Genomic DNA, 20,987 nt, shown 5'->3' on the forward strand with positions numbered 1-20,987 from the left:
TCTACGCTGTCGGGCATGCCGCTCGTCGAACACGACCCCGCGCACCGGCTCTGGCTGCTGCGCACCCCCGAGAGCTCGTACGCCTTCCGGCTGGACGCCGACGACCGCCCGCGGCACGTCCACTGGGGCCCGCCGCTGACGCTGGCCCAGGCCACGCAGGTCGCCGCGCGCCGCAACCCGGCCGACAGCAGCTTCGACGAGCCCGGCGACGAGCGGCAGGAGCTCCCGGCCGAGGGCGGCGCGTTCTTCGGCGTCGCGGCACTGGCCGTGCGGTACGCCGACGGGACTTCGGCGCTCGAGTGGCGTTACGACGGCTTCGCGCTCGTGGACGACGCCCTCGTCGTGCGGCTCGTGGACCGGCACTACCCGCTCGAGCTGTCCCTGCACTACCGCGTCCGCGGTGCCGTCGTCGAGCGCTGGACGTCGCTGCGGCACACCGGTTCCGAAGCGCCGATCTCGTTGCTGCGCACCGATTCCGCGTCCTGGACGCTGCCCCGCCGCGAGAGCGTGCGGCTGAGCCGGACTTCCGGCGCCTGGAACGCCGAGTACGGCGTGCGGCGCGAACCGTTGCCCGTCGGCGAAACCACGTTGACCAGCCGTCGCGGCAACTCCAGCCACCAGGTCAACCCGTGGGTGATGCTCGACGCGGGCGACGCGACGGAGACCGCCGGTGAGGTGTGGTCGTCGGCGCTGGCGTGGAGTGGGAGCTGGCGGATCACCGTGGAGCGCACGCACACCGGCCGCGTCACGTGGACCGGCGGGTTCGGGCACGAGCACGTCGCCTGGCGGCTGCGGCCGGGCGAAACGTGGGAGACGCCGGTGTTCGCCGGGCTCTACGCGGCCGACGGCTTCGGCGGGACCAGCCGGCGGTGGCACGCGTACGTCCGCGAGTTCGTCCAGCCGCACCCCGGCGAGCTGCGGCCGGTCGTCTACAACTCCTGGGAAGCGACCGGCTGGGACGTCGACGAGAAGACGGAGACCGAGCTCGCCGCGGCGGCCGCCCGGCTGGGGGCGGAACTGTTCGTGATGGACGACGGCTGGTTCGGCGCCCGCACCGGCGACGCGGCCGGGCTCGGTGACTGGACCGCCAACGAACAGCGCTTCCCGCGCGGGTTGCGGCCGCTGGTCGACGCCGTTCACGCGCACGGCATGCGGTTCGGGCTGTGGGTCGAGCCGGAGATGGTCAACCCGGACAGCGACCTCTACCGCGCGCACCCGGACTGGGTGCTGCACATGGCCCACCGGTCACGGACGACGTTGCGCAACCAGCTGGTGCTGAACTTCGCGCGGCCGGACGTCGCGGCCTGGGCCCACGAGTGGCTCGACGGCCTGGTCGGCGAGTACGGCATCGACTACCTCAAGTGGGACATGAACCGGGCGTTCACCGAGGCCGGCTGGCCCGCAGCCGGCCCGGACGCGCAGCGGCTGTGGGTCGGCCACGTGCGGGCGGTGTACGCGGTACTGGACCGGCTGCGCGCCGACCACCCGGACCTGCGGATCCAGGGTTGCGCGGGCGGCGGCGGACGGACCGACCTGGGCATCCTCGCCCGCACCGACGAGATCTGGGCGTCGGACAACACCGACGCCGCCGACCGGATCACCATCCAGCACGGCTACGGCCAGCTCTACCCGGCGGGCACGATGTCGGCCTGGGTGACCGACAGCCCGAACCCGGCCACGCGACGGGAGGCGCCGCTGAGCTTCCGGTTCCACGTGGCGATGGCGGGCGTGCTCGGCCTGGGCGGCGACCTGCCGCGCTGGACGCCGGGCGAACTCGCCGAAGCGGCGTCGCTGGTGGCCCTGTACAAGGAGATCCGGCCCGTCGTGCAGCACGGCACGCTGTACCGGCTGGCGGATCCGGCGGTCTCGGCGCTGACCGCGGTGCAGTACGTGCTCGGCGATTCCGTGGTCGTGTTCTTCTGGCGGCGGCCCACGGAGTTCGCGCGGCCCTTCACCCCGCCGCGGCTCGCCGGCCTGGACCCCGCCGGGCGCTACCGCGACCCCGACGGCGTCGAGCACCACGGCGCGGTGTTGCTGAGCCACGGGCTCGACGTCGATCTTCCCGGCAGCGGGTACGCGAGCGCGGTGGTGCGGCTGACGCGAGTGGGCTGAATTGCCGGTGCCGTGGCTTAGGCTGTCGGGGTGGCCAAGATCGCGGTGACCCGATGGATTCCCGACGACGCGGTGAAGCTCCTCGCCGAGGCAGGCGATGTGGAGATCTCCCCCGTCGATCGGCCGCTGACGCCCGCGGAGCTGCACGAGTTCGCCGACGGCGCCGCGGCCGTCGTGGGGATGCTGCACGACCGGCTCGACGGCGCGCTGGCCGACGCCGCCGGACCGGGGCTGAAGGTCGTCGCGAACGTCGCCGTCGGGTACGACAACGTCGACGTCCCGGCGCTGGCGTCCCGTGGCGTCGTCGTCACGAACACGCCGGGCGTGCTCACCGACGCGACCGCCGACCTCGCCTTCGGGCTGCTGCTCGCCGTCACGCGGCGGCTCGGCGAGGGCGAACGGCTGCTGCGGTCGCGCACACCGTGGTCGTTCCACCTCGGCTTCATGCTCGGCTCCGGGCTGCAGGGCAAGACGCTGGGCGTCGTCGGGTTCGGGCAGATCGGGCGGGCGATGGCTCGCCGGGCGGCGGCGTTCGGGATGACGGTCGTCTACTCCGGACGGTCCCAAAAGGACACTGACGCCGAGTACGTGTCGTTCGAGGAGCTGCTGGCGCGCTCGGACGTCGTGTCGCTGCACTGCCCGCTGACGCCCGAGACACGGCACCTCGTCGACGCCACCGCGTTGCGGGCCATGAAACCCGGCGCGTACCTGGTGAACACCACGCGCGGCCCGGTCGTCGACGAAGCCGCGCTGGCCGACGCCCTGGAAGCCGGGGAGATCGCCGGCGCCGCGCTCGACGTCTTCGAGAACGAACCCGAGGTCGAGCCGCGGCTGCTCGGCCGGGACGACGTCGTGCTCAGCCCGCACCTGGGGTCGGCGACGGTCGAAACCCGCACCGCGATGGCCGTGCTGGCCGCGCGCAACGTCGCGGCGGTGCTCGCCGGGCGTCCCCCGCTGACGGAGGTGAAGCCGTGACCCGGGTCGTCATCGCGCCCGACAAGTTCAAGGGCAGCCTCACCGCGGTCGAGGCCGCGGAGGCGATCGCGCTGGGCGTGCGCGATGCCTTGCCGGGCGCGGAAATCGTCACCTGCCCGGTCGCCGACGGCGGCGAAGGCACCCTGGACGTGCTGGAGGCGGCGGGCGCGCGGATCGTGCGGCTGACGGTCCGCGGGCCGCTCGAGGAGCCGGTCAAGGCGCGGTACGCGGTGCTCGACGGCACCGCGTACGTCGAATCCGCACGGGCGTGCGGCATCGAGTTCGTCGAACCTTCGCCGTCGACGGCGCTGGCCGCGCACACCTGGGGGGTCGGCGAACTGTTGGCGGACGCGCTGATCCACGGCGCGAAACGGCTCGTGCTCACGGTCGGCGGCACGGCCAGCACCGACGGCGGGGCCGGGATGCTGGGGGCGCTGGGCGCCGGCGTGCTCGACGCGTTCGGCGCGCCGGTCGGCTTGGGCGGCGGGACGCTGACACGAGTGGCGTCGACCGAGCTGACGCCGGTGCGGGAGCGGCTGGCCGGGGTGAGCGTGGCGGTCGCGACCGACGTGACGAACCCGCTGCTGGGCCCGGACGGCGCGGCGGCGGTGTTCGGGCCGCAGAAGGGCGCGGGGCCGTCGGAGGTGGCGCTGCTCGACGAGGCACTGGGGCGGTGGGCGCACGCGCTGCGGGTGGGTGGCGCGCCGGACGTCACGCGGGTGCCGGGCTCGGGCGCCGGCGGCGGGGTCGCGGCGGCGGCGATCGCACTGGGTGCGTCGGTCGAATCCGGGTTCGACCTGATCGCGGGCCTGACCGGGGTGGACGCGGCGCTGGCGGGGGCGGATCTGGTCATCACGGGCGAGGGATCGCTGGACGAGCAGAGCCTGAACGGCAAGGCCCCGGCGGGGATCGCCGACCGGGCGCGGTCACGCGGCGTGCCGCTGCTGGCGCTGGCGGGGCGGATCCAGCTGGACGCGGCCGGGTTGGCACGGCTGGGTGTGGTGGGGAGCAGCGCCTTGATCGACCACGCGCCTTCGCTGGACCACGCGCGGAGTCACGCCGCGGAGTTGCTGCGGGAGCGAGCCGCGGAGGTGGTTCGCGCCTGGCGGGAGGGGTAACGCGGGAGGGGTAACGCGGGAGCGCACGGAGGCGGCTCACCCCGGCCGGGCGGGCAGTCTCGCAAGACTGCATCGCGCTCAGCCGGAACCACGAATCGCCCGTGGCCGAAGCGCGGGCTGGTGAACCCGCCGGCGCGGGTCAGAGCGCATCCCGGGGAGCCGCCCGGCGGCCGGCGAGCGGACGGACCTTCCGCACCCGGCGGCGAAAGGCCCGTCCGCCGCGGTCAGCTCGTGTGCTGCGGCAGCACGGCGAAGGCCACTCCGCCGGCGTCGTCCTCCTGCACGTCGAGCACCTTGTCGTCCAGCAACGCCGCTGCCTGGGGCTCGAGGAACACCTTCGGCCCCTGGTCCTCCCCCAGCACGCTGTCGCCCTCTGCCGGCTCGGGGGCCACCGACAGCGCCAGCTGGGCGCTTTCGCCGTCGGTGTTCTGGACGGCCAGGCGCAGCCCGGCCTCGCCCTCCCCCTGGCTCGTCAGGGCGGTGATCGCCTCGGCGGCGGCTTCGGTCACGGTCAGCATCTTCGGCCTTCCCTTCGTCGCGGTCCGATGCAGCTTCACGCTAGGGGCGTCCGAACGGACGTGCAGGCTGAGCGGATCAGCCCTGCCGCGCCGCGCGAATGGCGTCCGCCACCGATTCGCCCGCGTAGTCCGTCGTCTCGCGGCGGCCCTGGTTCGAATGACGGCGAGGCACCGTCTCCTCCGGGACCACCGGCTCGAAGTCCGCCGGGGCGTCCTCGATCGTCTCGTCGAGCTCCGCCGCCGGTGTGGCCGCGAGCGGGCGTTCCGGGACCGGCTCGGGCTCGGCGTCCGGGACCTCTTCGGCCAGCCGCAGGTCCATCGGTTCGCCTTCGCGGATCTCCCGCGGCGTGGTGCCGTAGCGGTCGGCCGCGCTCCAGTGCTCGGGCGGCTCCATGCCCTCCTCGAGCGAATCCACGCGCAGCTCGTCCTCGTCGAGCGCCTCGCTGGGGCTCAAGCTCTGCGATTCGGCCGAGTCACGGTCACTCACGGGCCCTCCTGGCGCATCGGAAACTTCTTCATCGCCGGTGACCTACCCCGGGCGGCGGGGCGGCGAAACCCCGTGGTGTCACCGGGATCACATTTCTTCAACTGGTTTAACACATTCACAAGTTTGTGAATGCAGGGTACGTTGGGATCATGGCCACCACCAGGTGCGCACCGGAGCACCGGCTGCTCGCCACCGACCCGGACCGCCACCACGAGCTCGGCACGCACGCGGCGTGGTACGTCGTGGCCGGCGTGGTGACGACCGGTCTGCAGGCCGTCCTGTTCCTCTTGCTGCGCGACGAGCTCGGCTCCCAGGTGGCGAACCTGGTCGCGATCGCGCTCACCACGCTCGGCAACACCGAGTTCCACCGCCGCGTCACCTTCGCCGGCCGCCGCAGCAACGCCGGCAAGCGGCACCTGCAGGACCTGCTCACCTTCGCCTTCTACGCCCTGTACGGCTCGGCCGTGCTGGCCGTCCTGGACGCCGTCGTCGACCGGCCGACGTCGTGGGAGGAGACCGGCACCCTGCTGCTGGCCAGCCTGGTCGGCGGGTTCGCGCGGTTCGCCGTGCTGCGCTGGTGGGTCTTCGCGCACCGCGCCGAACCGGCCACGGCGGCCCACACCGGCTAGCGTCTGCGGCCGTGGCCCCGGACGAGAGCAAGCTGGACGACATCAAACCCCACTCGGGCGGCACCGAACCGGACTACCGCTTCACGCTGGCCAACGAACGCACCTTCCTCGCCTGGCTCCGCACGGCCCTCGGCCTTCTCGCGGGCGGCGTCGCCGTGCACCAGCTGGTGCCCTCGCCGGCCGCGGCGAGCGCGGTGCTCGCCGGGCTGTGCGTCGTGCTGGCCGCCGTCCTCGCCGCGACCGCGTACCCGCGGTGGCGGCGGGTGCAGATCGCGATGCGAGCCGGCGAACCGCTGCCGCGCAGCCGGATGATCCTGGTGCTCACCGGCGGGCTGCTGACCCTCATCGTCGCCGCCGCCGTGCTGCTGGTGGTCTCGTGAGTGACCCCCGAAGGCAGCAGACGGTGACGGCCGGAAAATCCGCCCCGCCCCCGCTGCGAGCCGGAGAGCTCGCCGCCGGCGAGCGGTCACCTCGGACGCGAATACCGCCGGTTCGCGATTATCGTGAGGTCAAAAATACCGACACCCCCGCCGGGACCGGGCCGTGACCACCCCGAACGGCGCCCAAGCCGAGCGCACCGGCCTCGCCTGGCGGCGGACCGCACTGGCGTCCGCCGCCTGCACGGTACTGCTCCTGCACTCCGCCGCCCAGCGCCATTGGGGTGGCACAGTGATCCCCGCGTTGCTCGCCGCGGGCACGTCTGCGCTGCTAGCGGCCATCGGAATGCACCGCGAACGGGCCTTGCGCGCCGCTCGACCAGCGCCACCGAGCCCCTTACTGCCCGCGATCGCGTCGCTGGCCGTGACCGTGACCGCCACTTCCGTGGTCGTCTTCCACTGACGAGTGAACTCGGCACATCCTGAAACCGATTAATCGCAATGTGCGGGTGCGGGTCGCGGGAACATCACAGTCGATACTGCTAACGGGGTATTGGTCGTTGAAATCTGGACTGACCCGCATGGAGGTGCTTACGATTACCCTGCGTCGCACGGACCGCAGATCCGCCCGGCTCCACCGGAGCATCTGCGATGGATCAGTTACGGAGTGTTGAACCCCCGGCAGCGACGGTCGAGGGTCGGCCGGGGAGACGACCATGACAGCACCGCCGAGGACCACCGAAGCTTCCACTTCGAGCGTTCGCGATTATCGCACTCCCGAGTCATTGCCGCGCCCGAGCGGGCGGCTGACGAAGGAGGACCTCGACCCCCTCGTGAAGGACGCGGGCGAGGGCAACCCGGCGGCGATCCACTCGCTGCTGCAGATGATCGAGCCGGTGGTGGTCCGCTACTGCCGCGCGCGCATGGGCGGCCGCGACCTGTCCTACCTGTCGGCCGACGACGTCGCCCAGGAGGTCTGCCTGGCCGTGCTCAAGGCCCTGCCCGACTACCAGGACCGCGGCGGCTCCTTCCTCTACCTGGTCCACGCGATCGCGGCCAACAAGGTCGCCGACGCCTACCGCGCCGTCGCCCGCGACCGCTCCGAGCCCGTCCCCGAGCTGCCGGAAAGCCCGCTGGTCGCCGGCAACGAGCCCGAAAGCCACGCGCTGCACCTCGACCTCGGCGCCCGCCTCGGCCGGCTGCTCGCCACCCTGCCCCGGGTGCAGCAGGAGATCCTGACCCTGCGCATCGCCGTCGGCTTCTCGGCGACCGAAACCGCCGAAGCGCTCGGGATCTCCCCGGGCAACGTCCGCGTGACGCAGCACCGCGCCCTGACCCGGCTGCGGGGCATGATCCGCGACGAAGAGTTCTGACCGGCCACCTCAGCGGCGGGCGGGGAGACCTCTTTTACCCCCTGGAGGAGGTGCCCCCGCCCGCATCCAGCCCGTAGGCCGCGCGGGCGTTGTGTTCGAAGACGGCCAGGCGCTCGGCGTCCGACAGCGACCCCGTCAGGGCGATCGCCGCGTCGAGGACCAGCTCGTAGGACGCCGCCAGTTCGCAGACCGGCCAGTCCGAGCCGAACAGCAGGCGCCCCGGGCCGAACACCTCCAGCACGTGGTCGACGTACCGGCGCAGGTGCGCGACCTCCCAGCCCGGCCAGTCCGCTTCGGTGACCAGCCCGGACAGCTTGCACACGACGTTCTCGCGCGCCGCCAGCGCGGCCAGGCGGGACGCCCACGGCTCCCACTCCCCCGCCGCGATCGGGGGCTTCGCCGCGTGGTCCAGGACCAGGCGCAGCTGCGGCAGGCGCAACGCCACCTCGGCCGCGGCCGGCAGCTGCGCGGGCCGGACCAGCAGGTCGAACGCCAGATCGGCGGCCGCCACCGCGCTCAGCCCGGCCACCACCTCGGGCCGCAGCAGCCAGTCGTCGTCCGGCTCGGTCTCCACCTGGTGCCGGATCCCCACCAGCGGACCGTCGAGGGCGGCCAGCCGGTCCACGACGTCCGGAGCCGTGAGGTCCACCCAGCCGACCACGCCCGCGATCACCGGCTCGGCGGCCGCCGTCGCGAGGAACTCCGCCGTTTCCTCCTCCGACGACACCGTCTGGACCAGGACCGTCGCGTGCACCCCGGCCGCCTTCGTCACCGCGCGCAGGTCGTCCACCGTGTACGGGCGGCGGATCGGGTCCATGGCCGCCCCCGTCATCCACGGGTACTCGCGCCGCGAGGGATCCCACAGGTGGTGGTGCGCGTCGATCATGAGACTCCTTCGGCGATGACGACGTCGGCGCGCAGCAGTCCCGCGTCGATCAGCTCGGTCCACAGGGCCGTCGGCACGACCGCCCGCGCCCGCCGCGCGTTCACGGCGACCTGGTCCGGATCATGCGCGCCGACGACCACGGACGCCACCGCGGGATGCGCCATCGGCAGCGCCAGCGCGGCCTCCGGCAGCTCCACGCCGTGCCGCGCGCAGACCCGCGCGATCCGCCGGGCCCGCTCGACCAGCTCCGCCGGCGCTTCGGCGTAGTCGTAGACGCCACCCGGTTCGGCGGTCGCCAGGATCCCGCCGTTGAAGGCGCCTCCGACCACCACGCGCACGTCCCGCGCAGCGCAGAGCGGGAACAGCTCGTCCAGCGCGGGCTGGTCGAGCAGCGTGTAGCGGCCGGCCACCAGCAGGACGTCCAGGTCGGTGCGGCGGACGAACTCGGCCAGCATCGGCGCCTGGTTCATCCCGGCCCCGAAGGCGCCGATCACGCCCTGGTCCCGCAGTTCCCGCAGCGCCGGGAACGCTCCCGAAACCGCCTCCTCGAAGTGGTCGTCGGGGTCGTGGACGTAGACGATGTCGACGCGGTCGAGACCGAGCCGCGTCAAGCTGTCGTCCAGGGACCGCAGGACGCCGTCGCGGCTGAAGTCCCACCGGCGCTTGTACGCGGCCGGGACGGCGAAGCCCTGGTCGTCCCGGGCGCCGGCACCCCCGGGGTTCGGTTCCAGCACGCGGCCGACCTTCGTCGAGAGCACGTACTCGTCGCGGGGGAACGCGCGCAGCGCCGCGCCGAGCCGGGTCTCCGACAGGCCGAGGCCGTAGTGCGGCGCGGTGTCGAAGTAGCGGATGCCCTCGTCCCACGCGCGCCGGACGGTCGCGGCCGCGGTCTCGTCGCTGATCGCGTGGTAGAGGTTGCCCAGCTGCGCGCAGCCGAGCCCCAGCGGGGACAGGGAGAGTTCCAACGCCGTCACTCCTTTTCCGGCAGTTCCCAGACCAGCCCGATGCCGGTGTCGTCGCCGGAGTAGTCGTCCTCGACGGCCAGCAGCTCGGCCATCCGGGCCTGCCACGGCACGTTCGCGGGGTGGTCCCGCAGCGCCGCGCGCATCGCCTTGTAGTCGTCGACTTCGAGGACGTGGAAGAGGTCGAGTCCGTTACGCCAGATCCGCCAGGAGTGGACACCGGCTTCGCGCAGCGCGGTGTCCAGTTCCGGCGGGATGACGGCGTGGACGGACTCGTACTCGGCTTCCTTGCCGGGCTTGAGCCGGGTGTGCAGAGCCACCCTTTGCGGTGTGCGCTCGTGGGTCATCGCCCCTCCTTCGCCGGGACATGGCACGCTGGGGAGTACCACCGAAACATCCGAGGTCTGTTGCAGGGAAGGCGGACACGATGCCCGTCACCGATGTCGCGATCGACAAGATCAAGGAGATGATCGTCTCCGGCGAGCTGGCGCCGGGCGACCGGCTGCCGAAGGAGGCCGAGCTGGCCCAGCGGCTCGGGCTCTCGCGCAGTTCCCTGCGGGAAGCCGTCAAGGCGTTGTGCCTGATCAGGGTGCTCGACGTCCGTCAGGGCGACGGCACGTACGTCACCAGCCTCGAGCCCAACCTGCTGCTCGACGCCATGACGTTCGTGGTCGACTTCCACCGCGACGACACCGTCCTCGACTTCCTCGCCGTCCGCCGGATCCTGGAGCCCGCCGCGACCGCGCTGGCCGCGTTGCACATGAGCGACGGCGACATCGCCGAGCTGGGCGCGCTGCTCAGCGAGCTGGAGGACGCGCCGACGGTGGAGGCGCTGGTCGCCAACGACCTGCAGTTCCACCGCAAGATCGCCGACGGTTCCGGCAACCCGGTGCTCTGCTCGCTGCTCGACAGCCTCTCCGGGCCGACCGCCCGCGCCCGGATCTGGCGCGGCCTCACCCAGGAGGGCGCGGTCGCGAAGACCCGCGAACAACACACGGCGATCTACGAGGCCATCGCCGCGCGCGAGCCGGAACTGGCCCGCTCGTGGGCGACCGTGCACGTCGCCGGCGTGGAGCAGTGGCTGCGCAACGCACTGGGCACCGCCGACGACCCGACCACCCCGGACCTCTCCGCCGAAGCCTCGTAGCACCACGCCCCACCTCCCCGCGGCAGACTCGGAACGTCGGATCTTCACCGGGTGGGTGTCAGGTTTGGGGCTTTCCGCCCGCGTACCGGGCGATGATCAGCGCGACCAGGATGATGGCGCCGTAGATCGCCCCCTGCCACTCCGCCGTGACGTGCGCGTAGTTGAGCAGGCTGGACACCGACGCCAGCAGCAGGACGCCGGTGAGGGCGCCGACCAGGGTGCCCTTGCCGCCGTCGAGCGAGACGCCGCCGATCACCGCCGCCGCGAACACCTGCAGGATCATGCCGGAGCCCTGGTTCGCGCCCAGCGCGCCGACGTAACCGGTGTACGCGAGCCCGCCGATCGCCGCGAGGATCCCGGCGACGACGAACACCGCCCACGCGATCCGGTCGACGCGCACCCCGGCCGCCCGCGCCGCTTCGCGGTTGCCGCCGATCGCGTACAACGCGCGGCCGACGCGGTGGTAGCGCAGCACCCAGCCGGCGATCGCGAACAGCAGCGCCGCCAGCCAGACCGACATCGGCAGCCCGGCGAACGTCGTCGTCGCCAGGTCGGTGAACGAGTCGGGCAGGTTGAACAGCGTCTTGCCCTTGGTCGAGCCGACCTGCACACCGCGCAGCACGGTCAGCATGGCCAGGGTGACGATGAAGGCGTTCAGCTTCAGCTTCACGATCAGGAAGCCGTTGACGAACCCGACCAGCGCGCCGCACAGCGGGATCACCAGCAGGCCGATCGCGGCGGGCAGCTCGACGCCGAAGCCCGCCGACGCCGCCGGGATCACGACCATCGCACCCAGCGCGGGCGCCAGGCCCATCGTCGATTCCAGCGACAGGTCGAACTTCCCGGTGATCAGCACCAGCGACTCGCCGAGCACGACCAGCGACAGCGCGGCCGACGCGGTCAGGATGCTGACGATGTTGCTCCAGCCGACGAACGTGTCGTCGACCAGGCCGCCGATGAGGAACACGACGACCAGGGCGGGCAGCAGCGCGAGTTCGCGCAGCCAGAGCGCCTTCCGGCGCCGGGGTGGCGCGGGCAGCGAAGCCTGCGGGGAGGTCATCACGTCGGTCACGAAAGCACGACTCCTTCGATGTCGGCCACGAGGTCGCCGTCGGACCACCCGGCCTGGTGTTCGGCGACGACGGCCCCGGCGCGCAGCACCAGGACCCGGTCGCTCAGGCGCAGGTCGTCGAGCTCGTCGCTGACGATCAGCACCGCCTTGCCCTCGGCGCGCACCCGGTCGACGACCGCGAGCAGCGCCTCCTTCGACTTCACGTCCACGCCGGCGGTCGGGTTGATCAGCACGACCACCCGCGGATCGCTCAGCAGCGCCCGGGCCAGCACCACTTTCTGCTGGTTGCCGCCGGACAGGTCGGAGACCGGCTGCCCGGCGCCCGCGGCCACGATGTCGTAGTCCTTCAGGGCCTGCGACGCCTTCGCGTACCGCGTGGCAGGCGACGCGATCCCGCCGCGGCCCAGCTTGTCCAGGATGGACATGGTCGCGTTGTCCGCGATCGAGTGGTCCAAGACCAGGCCTTCGTGGTGCCGGTCGCGCGGGACGCAGCCGATGCCCGCGCGCAGCGCCGCCGGGATGTCGCCGGGCCGCAGCGGCCTGCCGTCGACGCGGATCGTGCCCGCGGACGGCGTCCGCAGCCCGTAGACCGTCTCGGCGACCTGGTGCTTGCCACTGGCGTTGCTGCCCGCCAGCCCGACGACCTCGCCGCGGCGGAGCCGGAAGGAGACGTCCCGGAAGCCGTCACCGGAGAGCCCGTCGACGCTCAGGATCTCCGCAGCGTCCGCTTCCAAGGACTCCCGGGAAGCCGCGTCACGGACGGACAGGCCGCCCGGTTCGCCGGTCATCGCGTCGACCAGCGCGGACTTCCCGACCTCGGCCACCGGCGCGGTGAGGACGTGCCGGGCGTCGCGCAGCACGGTCACCGCCTGGCAGACCTCGTAGACCTCGTGCAGGTGGTGCGAGATGAACAGGAACGTCACCCCACCCGCCTGCATCTGGCGCATCCGGTCGAAGAGCCGCTCGATGGCCTGGCTGTCGAGCTGCGCGGTCGGCTCGTCGAGGACGATGAACCGGGCGCCGTAGGACAGCGCGCGGGCGATCTCGACGAACTGCCGGTCCTCGACCGAGAGGTCCCCGGCCGGGGTGTCGACGTCGACGCGCACGTCCCACGAGTCCAGCAGCTCGCGCGCCTTGCGCCGCAGGGACTTCCAGCCGATCGAGAACCCGCCGCCCGCCTGCCGGTTGAGGAACAGGTTCTCGGCCACGGTGAGCTGCGGGACGACCATCGCGTGCTGGTACACGCAGGCGACGCGCGCCTTCCATTCGTCCTGTCTGGACAGTGGCGGGGCCGGCTCGCCGCCGAACTCGACGTGCCCGGTGTCCGTGGCGGACAGGCCGGTGAGGATGGAGACGAGCGTCGACTTGCCGGCCCCGTTGCGCCCGACGAGCGCGTGCGACTCGCCGGGGTGCACGGTGAGGCTGACGTCGTGCAGCGCCACGGTGGGGCCGTAGCGCTTGCCGACGCCGCGGGCGCTGACGACGGGGCTCACAGGTTGTTCCCCCAGAGGGCCTTGTCGTCCACGTTGTCCTTGGTGATGACGGGCGCGGGCAGCTGGTCTTCGAGGATGCCGGGGCTGATCTCGACGATGGTGCTGCCGTGGTCGGTCGGCCCGGCCTTGAACGTCTCGCCCGCCATGGCCTTCTTCAGCCAGTACAGGCCGTACTTCGCGTAGGCGTCGGCCGGCTGGGACACGGTGGCGTCCAGCTCACCGGCGCGGATCGCGGCCAGCTCCTGCGGGATGCCGTCGTTGGAGACGAGCACGATGTGCTTCGGGTCCCCGACCGGGAAGAACAGGTTCTTGCGCTTGAGGGCCTGTTCGGTCGGGGCCAGGTAGACGCCGCCGGCCTGCATGTAGACGCCCTTGATGTCCGGGTTCGCGGTCAGCATGCTGTCCAGACCCGAGGACGCCTTGTCGGCCTTCCACTCGGCCGGGATCTCCAGCACCTGGACACCGGGGTACTTCTGCTTCATGCAGTCGCGGAAGGCCTCCGAGCGGTCGCGGCCGTTGACCGACGCCAGGTCGCCCATGATCTGCACGACCTTGCCGGACTTGACCTTCGCGCCGATCGCTTCGCAGGCCTTGGTGCCGTAGGCCTTGTTGTCGGCCCGCACGACCATGGCGACCTTGCCGCTTTCGGGGGCGACGTCGACCGCGACGACCGGCACGCCCTTGTTCTCGGCTTGCTTGAGCCCGGCGACGACGGCCGCCGAGTCCAGCGGCGTCACGACCAGGCCCTTGACGCCCTGGTTGAGGAAGGTGCCGATGTCGGTGATCAGCTTCGCGGGGTCGCTGTCGGCGTTGACCGTCGGGAGGACGTCGACGCCCTCCTCCTGGGCCATCTTGGGCACGTAGTTGTTGTAGGCCTGCCAGAACGGCGAGGTCAGCAGGGGCAGCGTCGCGCCGACCTTGCCGCCCGCGCCGCCACCCGCCGCGGGTGCCGCGGCGTTGTCCTTCGTGGACCCGCAGGCGGCCAGGACCAGGCCGCAGACGGCGGCCGTGGCGGCCACCTGGACCACCCTGCTTCGGAATACCACAGCGCGCACCGCATCCTCCTTGATGACAGCGGAAACCAAGTCTCTTACTGGTGTTGCACCGGGCCGCGAGGACGCAGGCCGTACATGCCGCCGTCGACCGCGAGCGCGGTGCCGGTGGTCGAGGCGGACAGCGGGCTCGCCAGGTAGGCGATCGCGTTCGCGACCTCGTCCGCGGTCACCAGCCGGCCCATCGGCTGGCGGGCCGCCAGCGCCGCGCGTTCGGCCGCCGGGTCGTCGGCGGCGTCGAGCAGCCGGCCCACCCACGGGGTGTCCGCCGTGCCCGGGCACACGCAGTTGACGCGGATCCGGTCGGGCAGGTGGTCGGTCGCCATGGCCAGGGTCAGCGAAAGCACCGCGCCCTTGGTGGCCGAGTAGAGCGCGCGGTTCGGCAGGCCGGCCCAGGCCGCGATGGAGCAGGTGTTGACGATCGCCGCGGACGGCGAGTTCTTCAGGTGCGGCAGCGCGGCGCGCGCGAGCCGGACCATGCCGACGACGTTGACGTCGAACACGCGGTGCCATTCGTCGTCGTCGTTGGCCGTGACGTCGCCCTGCGCGCCGATGCCCGCGTTGTTGACGAGGATGTCGAGGCGCCCGAAGCGTTCCACGACGGCGTCGATCGCTTCACGGACTTCGTCGTCAGAGCCGACGTCGCAGCGAAAGCCGTCATCGCCCGGGTTCAGATCCAGCACCGCCACCTGGGCGCCACGCTCGGCCAGCAGGTCCGCGGCGGCCGCGCCGATGCCCGAAGCGCCTCCGGTGACGGCGGCCACCAGTCCCTCGAATTCACGCACTGGCGGTCTCCGTCCACTCGGGACCGTCCGGGAACCGGAACCGGCGCAGCGTGGCGTCGTGCATGCGCGCGGAGAACCCGGGGGCGGTCGGGGCGAGGTACCGGCCGCGCTCGACGACGGCCGGGTCGGTGAAGTGCTCGTGCAGGTGGTCGACCCACTCGATCGAGCGGTCCGCGTCGGTGCCGGACACCGCCACGAAGTCGAACATCGACAGGTGCCGGACGAGCTCGCAGAGCCCGACGCCGCCGGCGTGCGGGCACACCGGGACATCGAACTTGGCGGCCAGCAGCAGGATCGCCAGGTTCTCGTTGAAGCCGCCGACGCGGGCGGCGTCCAGCTGCAGCACGGAGATCGCGTCCGCCTGCAGCAGCTGCTTGAAGACCACGCGGTTCTGGACGTGCTCGCCGGTGGCCACTTTGACGGGCGCAAGCGCTTTCGCGATCGCCGCGTGGCCGAGCACGTCGTCCGGGGAGGTCGGTTCCTCGATCCAGTACGGGTCGTAGGGAGCCAGCGCGGTCATCCAGGCGACCGCGGCGGAGACGTCCCAGCGCTGGTTGGCGTCGACGGCGATCCGGATGCCGTCGCCGACGGTCTCGCGGGCCAGCTTCAGGCGGCGGACGTCGTCCTCGAGGTTGCCGCCGACCTTGAGCTTGATCATCTCGAAGCCGTCGGCGACGGCCTGCTCGGCGAGCCGGACGAGCTTCGCGTCGGCGTAGCCGAGCCAGCCGGGTGACGTGCTGTAGGCGCGGTAGCCGTCCGCTTCGAGCTGGGCGGCGCGCTCGGCCCGGCCGGGTTCGGCGCGCCGCAGGATCTCGAGGGCCTCGGCTTCGGTGAGCGCGTCGGACAGGTACCGGAAGTCGACCAGGGACACGAGTTCCTCGGGCGTCATGCGCGCGGCGAACCGCCAGACCGGCAGGCCGGCGCGGCGGGCGGCGAGGTCCCACGCGGCGTTGACGATCGCGCCGACCGCCATGTGCGCGACCCCCTTTTCCGGGCCCAGCCAGCGGAACTGCGAATCGCCGACGAGGGTGCGGGACAGGTCGCCGAGCGCGGCCGCGTCCTCCGGGACGTCCCGGCCGACGACGTGCGGCGCGAGCGCGCGAATCGCGGCGGCCTGGACGTCGTTGCCGCGGCCGATGGTGAACGCGAGGCCGTAGCCGTCCGGGCCCTCGTCGGCGTGCAGCACGACGTACGCGGCGGAGTAGTCTGGGTCGGGGTTCATCGCGTCCGAGCCGTCGAGCTCCTTCGACGTCGGGAACCGGACGTCGAGGACCTCCATGCCGATGATCTTCGCCATGGTCAGGCCCGCCTCGCGGTCTGGCGCTGCCGCCCGAGGCCGTCGATTTCGAGCTCGATGACGTCGCCGTCGCGCAGGTACGGCTTGGGGTCGGGCTGCCCGAGCGCGACGCCTTCGGGGGTGCCGGTGTTGATCAGGTCGCCCGGCCGCAGCACCATCACCTGGGACAGGTGGTGGACGATCTCGGCGACGCCGAAGATCATGTCCCGGGTGGACGAGTCCTGCTTCTTCTCGCCGTTGACCCACAGCCGCAGGCCGAGGTCCTGAGGGTCGGGTACCTCGCTCGCCGGGATCAGCGCCGGGCCGAGCGGGTTGAAGTTCTCGCACGACTTGCCCTTGTCCCACTGGGCGGTGCGGAACTGCAGCTCGCGCTCGGAGACGTCGTTGGAGACGACGTAGCCGGCGACGTACTCGAGGGCCTCGTCGACGCTCTCGAGGTAGCGGGCGGTCCTGCCGATGACGACGCCGAGCTCGACCTCCCAGTCGGTGCTGACCGACCCGCGCGGGATGAGGACGTCGTCGCCGGGCCCGACGACGACGTCGGGGGCCTTCATGAAGACGACGGGCTCGGTGGGCGGGGTCGCGCCGGTCTCCTCGGCGTGACGGCGGTAGTTCATGCCGATGCAGACGACCTTGCCGGGCTGGGCGATCGGCGCGCCGACGCGCAGTCCCGCCTCCGAAGCGACCGGCAGCTCTCCCGCGGCGAGCGCGGCGGCCGCGCGGGCGATCCCGTCCGCGGCGAGGAAACCGCCGTCGACGTCGGCGGTGAGGCCGCCCAGCTCGTAGGTCGTGCCGTCGCCGGCCCGCACGAACGGACGCTCACTTCCCGGCTCCCCGAGGCGCACCAGCTGCACGAATGTTTCCCTTCGCCCACACCGACCAGACATCCGATGTATATCGCAGTCGTGACCACCGATCCAGAGTCATCGCCGAATCGGTGGCAAATTGGTCGGATCAGTGTCGATTCACGGGTCCGGTGACCACGGGGTGTCACCGATCACAGCCGGAATAGCACCGGCGGCCTTCCCGCTGGTCCCGGGTGAGGGAACGAAGGGACGCGCATGACCACCACGGCGGAACGTACCGCGCCGAGCCGGCGGACGCAGCTGAAGTTCGTCCTCGTCCTGGGTGGCCTCACGGCCTTCGGGCCGCTGTCGATCGACATGTACCTGCCCGCGCTGCCGCGGATGGCGGCCGACCTGCACGCGGCGGACAGCACGGTGCAGCTGACGCTCAGCGCGTTCATCGTCGGGCTCGCACTGGGCCAGCTGGTGCTCGGGCCGCTGTCGGACGCGCTGGGCCGCCGCGGCCCGCTGCTGGCCGGGCTCGCGCTGTACGTCGTGGGCTCGGTGCTGTGCGCGGTGAGCCCGGACGTGTGGCTGCTGGTCGCGGCCCGGTTCGTGCAGTCCCTCGGCGCCGCGGCGGGCATCGTGATCGCGCGCGCCACCGTGCGGGACCTGTTCTCCGGCACCGCGATGACGAAGTTCTTCTCGACGTTGATGCTGGTCAGTGGCCTGGCCCCGATCCTGGCCCCGCTGATCGGCGGGCAGCTGCTGACCTGGACGTCGTGGCGCGGGGTGTTCGTCGTGCTGACGGCGTTCGGCGCGCTGCTGCTGGCCGTGGTGGTGTTCTTCCTGCCGGAGCCGTCGGCCACGCGGTCTCCGCTGCGGCTCGGCCCGGTGCTGCGCACCTACGGGCGGCTGGCGCTGGACCGGTCGTTCGCCGGGTACGCGCTGGCGTCCGGGCTGCTGTTCGCGTCGCTGTTCGCCTACATCTCGGGCTCGTCGTTCGCGCTGCAGGGCGTGTACGGGCTCAGCCCCCAGGCGTACAGCGTGGTGTTCGGCGCGAACGGCGTCGGCATCGTCCTGGCGGGCCAGCTCAACGGCCGGCTGGTGGGCCGGGTGCCCGAGCGGGCGCTGCTGCGGTCCGGGCTCCTGCTCGGCGTGACCGGCGGCGCCTTGGTGCTGGCCTCGGTGGTGTTCCGGGCGCCGCTGGCGTTGCTGCTGGTGTCGCTGTTCCTGCTGGTGTCGAGCATCGGCCTGGTGATGCCGAACGCGAGTTCGCTGGCCCTGGCCGCGCACGCCCGCTCGGCCGGGGCGGCCTCGGCGTTGCTGGGGGTGCTGCAGTTCGTCGTGGGCGCCTTGGCGACGCCGCTGGTCGGCCTGGGCGGACCGGGCACGGCGGTGCCGATGGCCGCGACCATGGCCGGGTTCGCCGTCCTGGCGCTGGTGGCCTACCTCGCCTTGGCACGGAAGCCGTCGTGATCGACAAGGCGGGCTAGAACCACTCACGACGGGCGGACAGGAGGCGTTCCAGCTCCTCGGCGGCCGGTTCGTGGCCGGCGTCGGCGATGCGCTGCAGTTCCAGCAGGTCTTTCGCGGCGACCGCGCGGCGGGTGAGCAGTTCGCCGGCCCGGCCGGAGCCTTCGTCCAGCAGCTCGCTCAGCTCCTCGACGTCGCCGCGGGTGTCGGCGAGGTCGGCCAGGCGGTCGAGTGCCGTTTCGTTGCCCTCGTCGAACAGCTCGCCGGGTACGTCGGGGTCACGACCAAGGCGATCCGCGTCTACCACGCGAAAGGCCTGCTCCCCGAGCCGGAACGCGACCGTTCCGGCTACCGCGCTTCCGATGCGGTCGAGCTGATCAAGATCCGCACGCTCGCCGAGGCGGGCGTCCCCCTGGCCCGCATCCGCGAACTCCGTGCGGGCGACGGGCTCGCCGGGGCGCTCCGGCAGATCGACGACGTCGCCGCGCGGATCGCCGGGTTGCAGGCCACCCGCGTGCGCCTCCGCCGTCTCGCCGACGGCGATCTCTCGCCCCTGCCGGACGCGGTGGTGGCGTACCTGCGCCGGCTGCCCGGCCTCGGGTTCAGCGAGCGCTGGGTACGGCTGCAGGACGACCTGTGGACCCTGCTGTTCGCCACCCGCCCGGAGACGGCGCACACGAACTTCCGCGACCAGGCGGCGATGCCTGCCCGCGTACGACCCGGGTTCGGCGATCCCGGCGCTGGTGCAGGGCGAGGTCAACGCGTCCTCCCCCGCCTGGCGACGGCTCGACGGTCTCCTGCGGGACCGGCTCAGGTGAGCGACGCCAGGTCGGCCGTCTTCAGCTGCTCCGCCGTCACCTTCGCGTGGCCGTCGACCAACGCTCCCAGGGCGTCGCCGTCGTCCCACATGTTCACGTTCATCGCCGCCGCCACTTCACCCTCGCGCAGCCAGAACGCCGTGAACTCGCGGGCGGCCAGGTCGCCGCGGACCACCAGCTCGTCCGATGCCGGGTCCGCCAGGCCGCGGTACTCGCAGCCGAGGTCGTACTGGTCGGTGAAGAAGTACGGCGAGGCCAGGAACGGCTCGTCCGCGCCCAGCAGGTTCTGCGCCACGTGCGTGCCCTGGTCCTTGGCGTTCGCCCAGTGCTCGACCCGGACGCGGCGGTCGTAGCGCGGGTGGAAGTGGGCCGCGATGTCGCCCACGGCGTAGACGTCCGGGGCCGACGTGCGCAGGGCCGCGTCCACGGCCACCCCGCCGTCGTCCGACAGCTCCAAGCCCGCGTCGTGGGCCAGCTCCACCCTCGGGGCCGCGCCGACCGCGATCAGGACGACGTCCGCCGTCAGCTCTTCGCCGCCGCTCAGGCGGACGCCGCGGACGCCGTCCGGGCCGCCGGTGATCTCCGCGACCTGCTCGCCCAGGCGGTAGTGGACCCCGTTCGCGACGTGGAGGTCGCGGAACACCGCGCCGATCGTCTCGCCGACCACGTTCGCCAGCGGTACCGGCACCGGGTCGACGACCGTCACCTCCGCGTTGTGCGTCCGGGCCGCCGCGGCCGCTTCGGAGCCGAGCCAGCCCGCGCCGACGATCACCACGCGCTCGGCGGCGGTGAACGCCGAACGCAGCTTCAGCGCGTCGTCCAGGGTCCGCAGCGTGTACAGCCCGGGCAGGTCGCCGCCGGGCACCGGCAGCCGGCGCGGCCGCGAGCCGGTCGCCAGGACCAGCCGGTCGTAGGGGTATGCGCCGTCCGCGTCGTCGACGACCTGCCGCGCGCCGAGCTCGATCCGGGTCGCCGTGACGCCGGCGGTGAACCGGATGTCCTTTTCGGCGTAGAACTTCTCTTCGTGCACCCAGTCGGGTTCGTCGGCGTTGCCCAGCAGCACGCCCTTCGACAGCGGCGGCAGCTCGTACGGGCGGTGCGGATCCGAGCCCAGCAACAGGATTTCGCCGGTGTACCCGCGTTCTCGCACCGCGGCCGCCGCGGACGCCCCACCGAGGCCCGCACCGACGATGACGATCTTCCGCGGTTCCGACATCCATACCTCCCAGAGACGGCTGTGGAACCGGACGCTACTCCGGAATCGGCCGCGCGACGACCCGCGAGTACGCCGCAAAACCGCGAAGCGCAAGAGGAAACCCGCGAGTAGGCGGATCGGGTGAACCCGCGTCATAGCACCGCCGGCGCCCGCTCCCACCCTCGCACGGAGCACGACCACGACGAGGAAGCGAGGGCGGCGACCATGAGTCGGGGCGAGTGGTCGATCGGCTGCCGGGATCTGGCCGGCAGGCGCAGGGATGTGACGGTGTTCGTCAGCAACGACAAGGTGGTGCTGGTCGCGCCGCCGGGGGAAGCGGCGGTGCTCGGGCCGCTCGACGTCGGACGGCTGCGCGCCGCCCTGCGGGACGCGGTCGTGGCGACGACCGACGAAGAAGAACACTGACAAC

The 20,987-nt window shown here is 72.3% G+C and carries 22 protein-coding genes and 1 pseudogene; 11 read left to right on the forward strand and 12 right to left on the reverse strand.

What is annotated here, in order from left to right; all coding sequences use genetic code 11:
* Positions 1 to 15: 15 nt before the first annotated feature.
* Genes DV20_RS15010 through DV20_RS15020 form a run of 3 tightly spaced genes read left to right on the forward strand, consistent with a single transcriptional unit; the run spans position 16 to position 4,205 of the window.
* Positions 16 to 2,112 carry an alpha-galactosidase gene (locus DV20_RS15010; RefSeq protein WP_043780548.1) on the forward strand — a complete coding sequence of 699 codons (2,097 nt, stop codon included), beginning with the start codon at positions 16 to 18 and terminating at the stop codon, positions 2,110 to 2,112.
* A gap of 30 nt (positions 2,113 to 2,142) precedes the next feature.
* On the forward strand, positions 2,143 to 3,087 hold the full coding sequence (locus tag DV20_RS15015) for a 2-hydroxyacid dehydrogenase (protein WP_043780550.1): 945 nt from the start codon (positions 2,143 to 2,145) through the stop codon (positions 3,085 to 3,087).
* Entirely contained in the window at positions 3,084 to 4,205 is a 1,122-nt protein-coding gene (locus tag DV20_RS15020) for a glycerate kinase (RefSeq protein WP_043780552.1), read from the forward strand. Before DV20_RS15015 ends, DV20_RS15020 begins: the two co-directional genes overlap by 4 nt.
* A gap of 224 nt (positions 4,206 to 4,429) precedes the next feature.
* On the opposite strand, the gene DV20_RS15025 is transcribed toward DV20_RS15020, so the two are convergent.
* Together DV20_RS15025 and DV20_RS15030 are read right to left on the reverse strand one after the other, a co-directional pair.
* Positions 4,430 to 4,723, reverse strand: coding sequence for an iron-sulfur cluster biosynthesis family protein (locus tag DV20_RS15025; protein WP_043780554.1), 294 nt, complete (start codon positions 4,721 to 4,723; stop codon positions 4,430 to 4,432).
* A 76-nt stretch (positions 4,724 to 4,799) separates the two neighbouring features.
* Positions 4,800 to 5,210 carry a hypothetical protein gene (locus DV20_RS15030; protein ID WP_043780555.1) on the reverse strand — a complete coding sequence of 137 codons (411 nt, stop codon included), beginning with the start codon at positions 5,208 to 5,210 and terminating at the stop codon, positions 4,800 to 4,802.
* Between the two features lie 149 nt (positions 5,211 to 5,359).
* Here DV20_RS15030 and DV20_RS15035 point away from each other — a divergent pair, with 149 nt between their 5' ends.
* The 4 genes from DV20_RS15035 to shbA all read left to right on the forward strand — a co-directional run bounded on the left by DV20_RS15035 (position 5,360) and on the right by shbA (position 7,589).
* Positions 5,360 to 5,839: a GtrA family protein gene (locus tag DV20_RS15035; protein ID WP_043780556.1), complete on the forward strand. Its 480-nt coding sequence runs from the start codon at positions 5,360 to 5,362 to the stop codon at positions 5,837 to 5,839.
* 11 nt (positions 5,840 to 5,850) lie between these two features.
* Positions 5,851 to 6,219 (forward strand): YidH family protein, encoded by a 369-nt coding sequence (locus tag DV20_RS15040; protein WP_407638337.1) that lies wholly within the window; start codon positions 5,851 to 5,853, stop codon positions 6,217 to 6,219.
* A gap of 163 nt (positions 6,220 to 6,382) precedes the next feature.
* Entirely contained in the window at positions 6,383 to 6,679 is a 297-nt protein-coding gene (locus tag DV20_RS15045) for a DUF202 domain-containing protein (RefSeq protein ID WP_043780559.1), read from the forward strand.
* A 253-nt stretch (positions 6,680 to 6,932) separates the two neighbouring features.
* On the forward strand, positions 6,933 to 7,589 hold the full coding sequence (shbA, locus tag DV20_RS15050; protein ID WP_456356071.1) for an RNA polymerase sigma factor ShbA: 657 nt from the start codon (positions 6,933 to 6,935) through the stop codon (positions 7,587 to 7,589).
* A 34-nt stretch (positions 7,590 to 7,623) separates the two neighbouring features.
* Here the strand turns inward: shbA and DV20_RS15055 are convergent, their stop codons facing one another.
* The 3 genes from DV20_RS15055 to DV20_RS15065 are packed head-to-tail and all read right to left on the reverse strand — an operon-like array spanning position 7,624 to position 9,784.
* Positions 7,624 to 8,475, reverse strand: a complete 852-nt coding sequence (locus DV20_RS15055; protein WP_043780564.1) for an amidohydrolase family protein — start codon at positions 8,473 to 8,475, stop codon at positions 7,624 to 7,626.
* Entirely contained in the window at positions 8,472 to 9,440 is a 969-nt protein-coding gene (locus DV20_RS15060) for an aldo/keto reductase (protein ID WP_043780957.1), read from the reverse strand. The genes DV20_RS15055 and DV20_RS15060 overlap by 4 nt, the downstream gene beginning before the upstream one ends.
* Positions 9,441 to 9,445: 5 nt before the next feature.
* Entirely contained in the window at positions 9,446 to 9,784 is a 339-nt protein-coding gene (locus DV20_RS15065; RefSeq protein ID WP_043780566.1) for an L-rhamnose mutarotase, read from the reverse strand.
* Between the two features lie 80 nt (positions 9,785 to 9,864).
* On the opposite strand from DV20_RS15065, the gene DV20_RS15070 reads away from it, so the two are divergent.
* Positions 9,865 to 10,584 carry a FadR/GntR family transcriptional regulator gene (locus DV20_RS15070; RefSeq protein ID WP_043780569.1) on the forward strand — a complete coding sequence of 240 codons (720 nt, stop codon included), beginning with the start codon at positions 9,865 to 9,867 and terminating at the stop codon, positions 10,582 to 10,584.
* 58 nt (positions 10,585 to 10,642) lie between these two features.
* On the opposite strand, the gene DV20_RS15075 is transcribed toward DV20_RS15070, so the two are convergent.
* From DV20_RS15075 to DV20_RS15100, 6 genes are all read right to left on the reverse strand, one after another.
* A complete protein-coding gene (locus DV20_RS15075) occupies positions 10,643 to 11,656 on the reverse strand; it encodes an ABC transporter permease (RefSeq protein WP_043780572.1) in 1,014 nt (337 codons plus the stop codon).
* Positions 11,653 to 13,149, reverse strand: coding sequence for a sugar ABC transporter ATP-binding protein (locus DV20_RS15080; RefSeq protein ID WP_235190842.1), 1,497 nt, complete (start codon positions 13,147 to 13,149; stop codon positions 11,653 to 11,655). Before DV20_RS15080 ends, DV20_RS15075 begins: the two co-directional genes overlap by 4 nt.
* Entirely contained in the window at positions 13,146 to 14,177 is a 1,032-nt protein-coding gene (locus tag DV20_RS15085) for a sugar ABC transporter substrate-binding protein (RefSeq protein ID WP_043780576.1), read from the reverse strand. The genes DV20_RS15080 and DV20_RS15085 overlap by 4 nt, the downstream gene beginning before the upstream one ends.
* 62 nt (positions 14,178 to 14,239) lie before the next feature.
* The gene (locus tag DV20_RS15090; protein WP_043780579.1) at positions 14,240 to 14,986 is read right to left on the reverse strand and encodes an SDR family NAD(P)-dependent oxidoreductase; all 747 of its coding nucleotides are present in this window, start codon (positions 14,984 to 14,986) and stop codon (positions 14,240 to 14,242) included.
* Positions 14,979 to 16,283: an enolase C-terminal domain-like protein gene (locus DV20_RS15095; RefSeq protein WP_043780581.1), complete on the reverse strand. Its 1,305-nt coding sequence runs from the start codon at positions 16,281 to 16,283 to the stop codon at positions 14,979 to 14,981. The genes DV20_RS15090 and DV20_RS15095 overlap by 8 nt, the downstream gene beginning before the upstream one ends.
* Positions 16,284 to 16,285: 2 nt before the next feature.
* Positions 16,286 to 17,137, reverse strand: a complete 852-nt coding sequence (locus tag DV20_RS15100) for a fumarylacetoacetate hydrolase family protein (RefSeq protein WP_043780583.1) — start codon at positions 17,135 to 17,137, stop codon at positions 16,286 to 16,288.
* A gap of 207 nt (positions 17,138 to 17,344) precedes the next feature.
* Between DV20_RS15100 and DV20_RS15105 the strand changes: the two genes are divergently transcribed.
* A complete protein-coding gene (locus DV20_RS15105; protein ID WP_043780584.1) occupies positions 17,345 to 18,547 on the forward strand; it encodes a multidrug effflux MFS transporter in 1,203 nt (400 codons plus the stop codon).
* A 70-nt stretch (positions 18,548 to 18,617) separates the two neighbouring features.
* Positions 18,618 to 18,920: pseudogene (locus DV20_RS46585) on the forward strand (MerR family transcriptional regulator); the annotation flags it as partial.
* 434 nt (positions 18,921 to 19,354) lie between these two features.
* Here DV20_RS46585 and DV20_RS15115 read toward each other — a convergent pair.
* Entirely contained in the window at positions 19,355 to 20,578 is a 1,224-nt protein-coding gene (locus DV20_RS15115) for an NAD(P)/FAD-dependent oxidoreductase (protein WP_043780587.1), read from the reverse strand.
* Between the two features lie 204 nt (positions 20,579 to 20,782).
* Between DV20_RS15115 and DV20_RS15120 the strand changes: the two genes are divergently transcribed.
* Positions 20,783 to 20,983 carry a hypothetical protein gene (locus DV20_RS15120; protein WP_043780589.1) on the forward strand — a complete coding sequence of 67 codons (201 nt, stop codon included), beginning with the start codon at positions 20,783 to 20,785 and terminating at the stop codon, positions 20,981 to 20,983.
* Positions 20,984 to 20,987: the final 4 nt, after the last annotated feature.

The sequence above is a fragment of the Amycolatopsis rifamycinica genome (assembly GCF_000695625.1).
Lineage (GTDB): Bacteria > Actinomycetota > Actinomycetes > Mycobacteriales > Pseudonocardiaceae > Amycolatopsis > Amycolatopsis rifamycinica.

Coding starts and splice junctions, on each gene's coding strand:
- DV20_RS15010 (WP_043780548.1), top strand. CDS start 16: ATGCCGCTCGTCGAACACGACCCCGCGCACCGGCTCTGGCTGCTGCGC.
- DV20_RS15025 (WP_043780554.1), bottom strand. CDS start 4,723: ATGCTGACCGTGACCGAAGCCGCCGCCGAGGCGATCACCGCCCTGACG.
- DV20_RS15035 (WP_043780556.1), top strand. CDS start 5,360: ATGGCCACCACCAGGTGCGCACCGGAGCACCGGCTGCTCGCCACCGAC.
- shbA (WP_456356071.1), top strand. CDS start 6,933: ATGACAGCACCGCCGAGGACCACCGAAGCTTCCACTTCGAGCGTTCGC.
- DV20_RS15055 (WP_043780564.1), bottom strand. CDS start 8,475: ATGATCGACGCGCACCACCACCTGTGGGATCCCTCGCGGCGCGAGTAC.
- DV20_RS15065 (WP_043780566.1), bottom strand. CDS start 9,784: ATGACCCACGAGCGCACACCGCAAAGGGTGGCTCTGCACACCCGGCTC.
- DV20_RS15070 (WP_043780569.1), top strand. CDS start 9,865: ATGCCCGTCACCGATGTCGCGATCGACAAGATCAAGGAGATGATCGTC.
- DV20_RS15095 (WP_043780581.1), bottom strand. CDS start 16,283: ATGGCGAAGATCATCGGCATGGAGGTCCTCGACGTCCGGTTCCCGACG.
- DV20_RS15105 (WP_043780584.1), top strand. CDS start 17,345: ATGACCACCACGGCGGAACGTACCGCGCCGAGCCGGCGGACGCAGCTG.
- DV20_RS15115 (WP_043780587.1), bottom strand. CDS start 20,578: ATGTCGGAACCGCGGAAGATCGTCATCGTCGGTGCGGGCCTCGGTGGG.
- DV20_RS15120 (WP_043780589.1), top strand. CDS start 20,783: ATGAGTCGGGGCGAGTGGTCGATCGGCTGCCGGGATCTGGCCGGCAGG.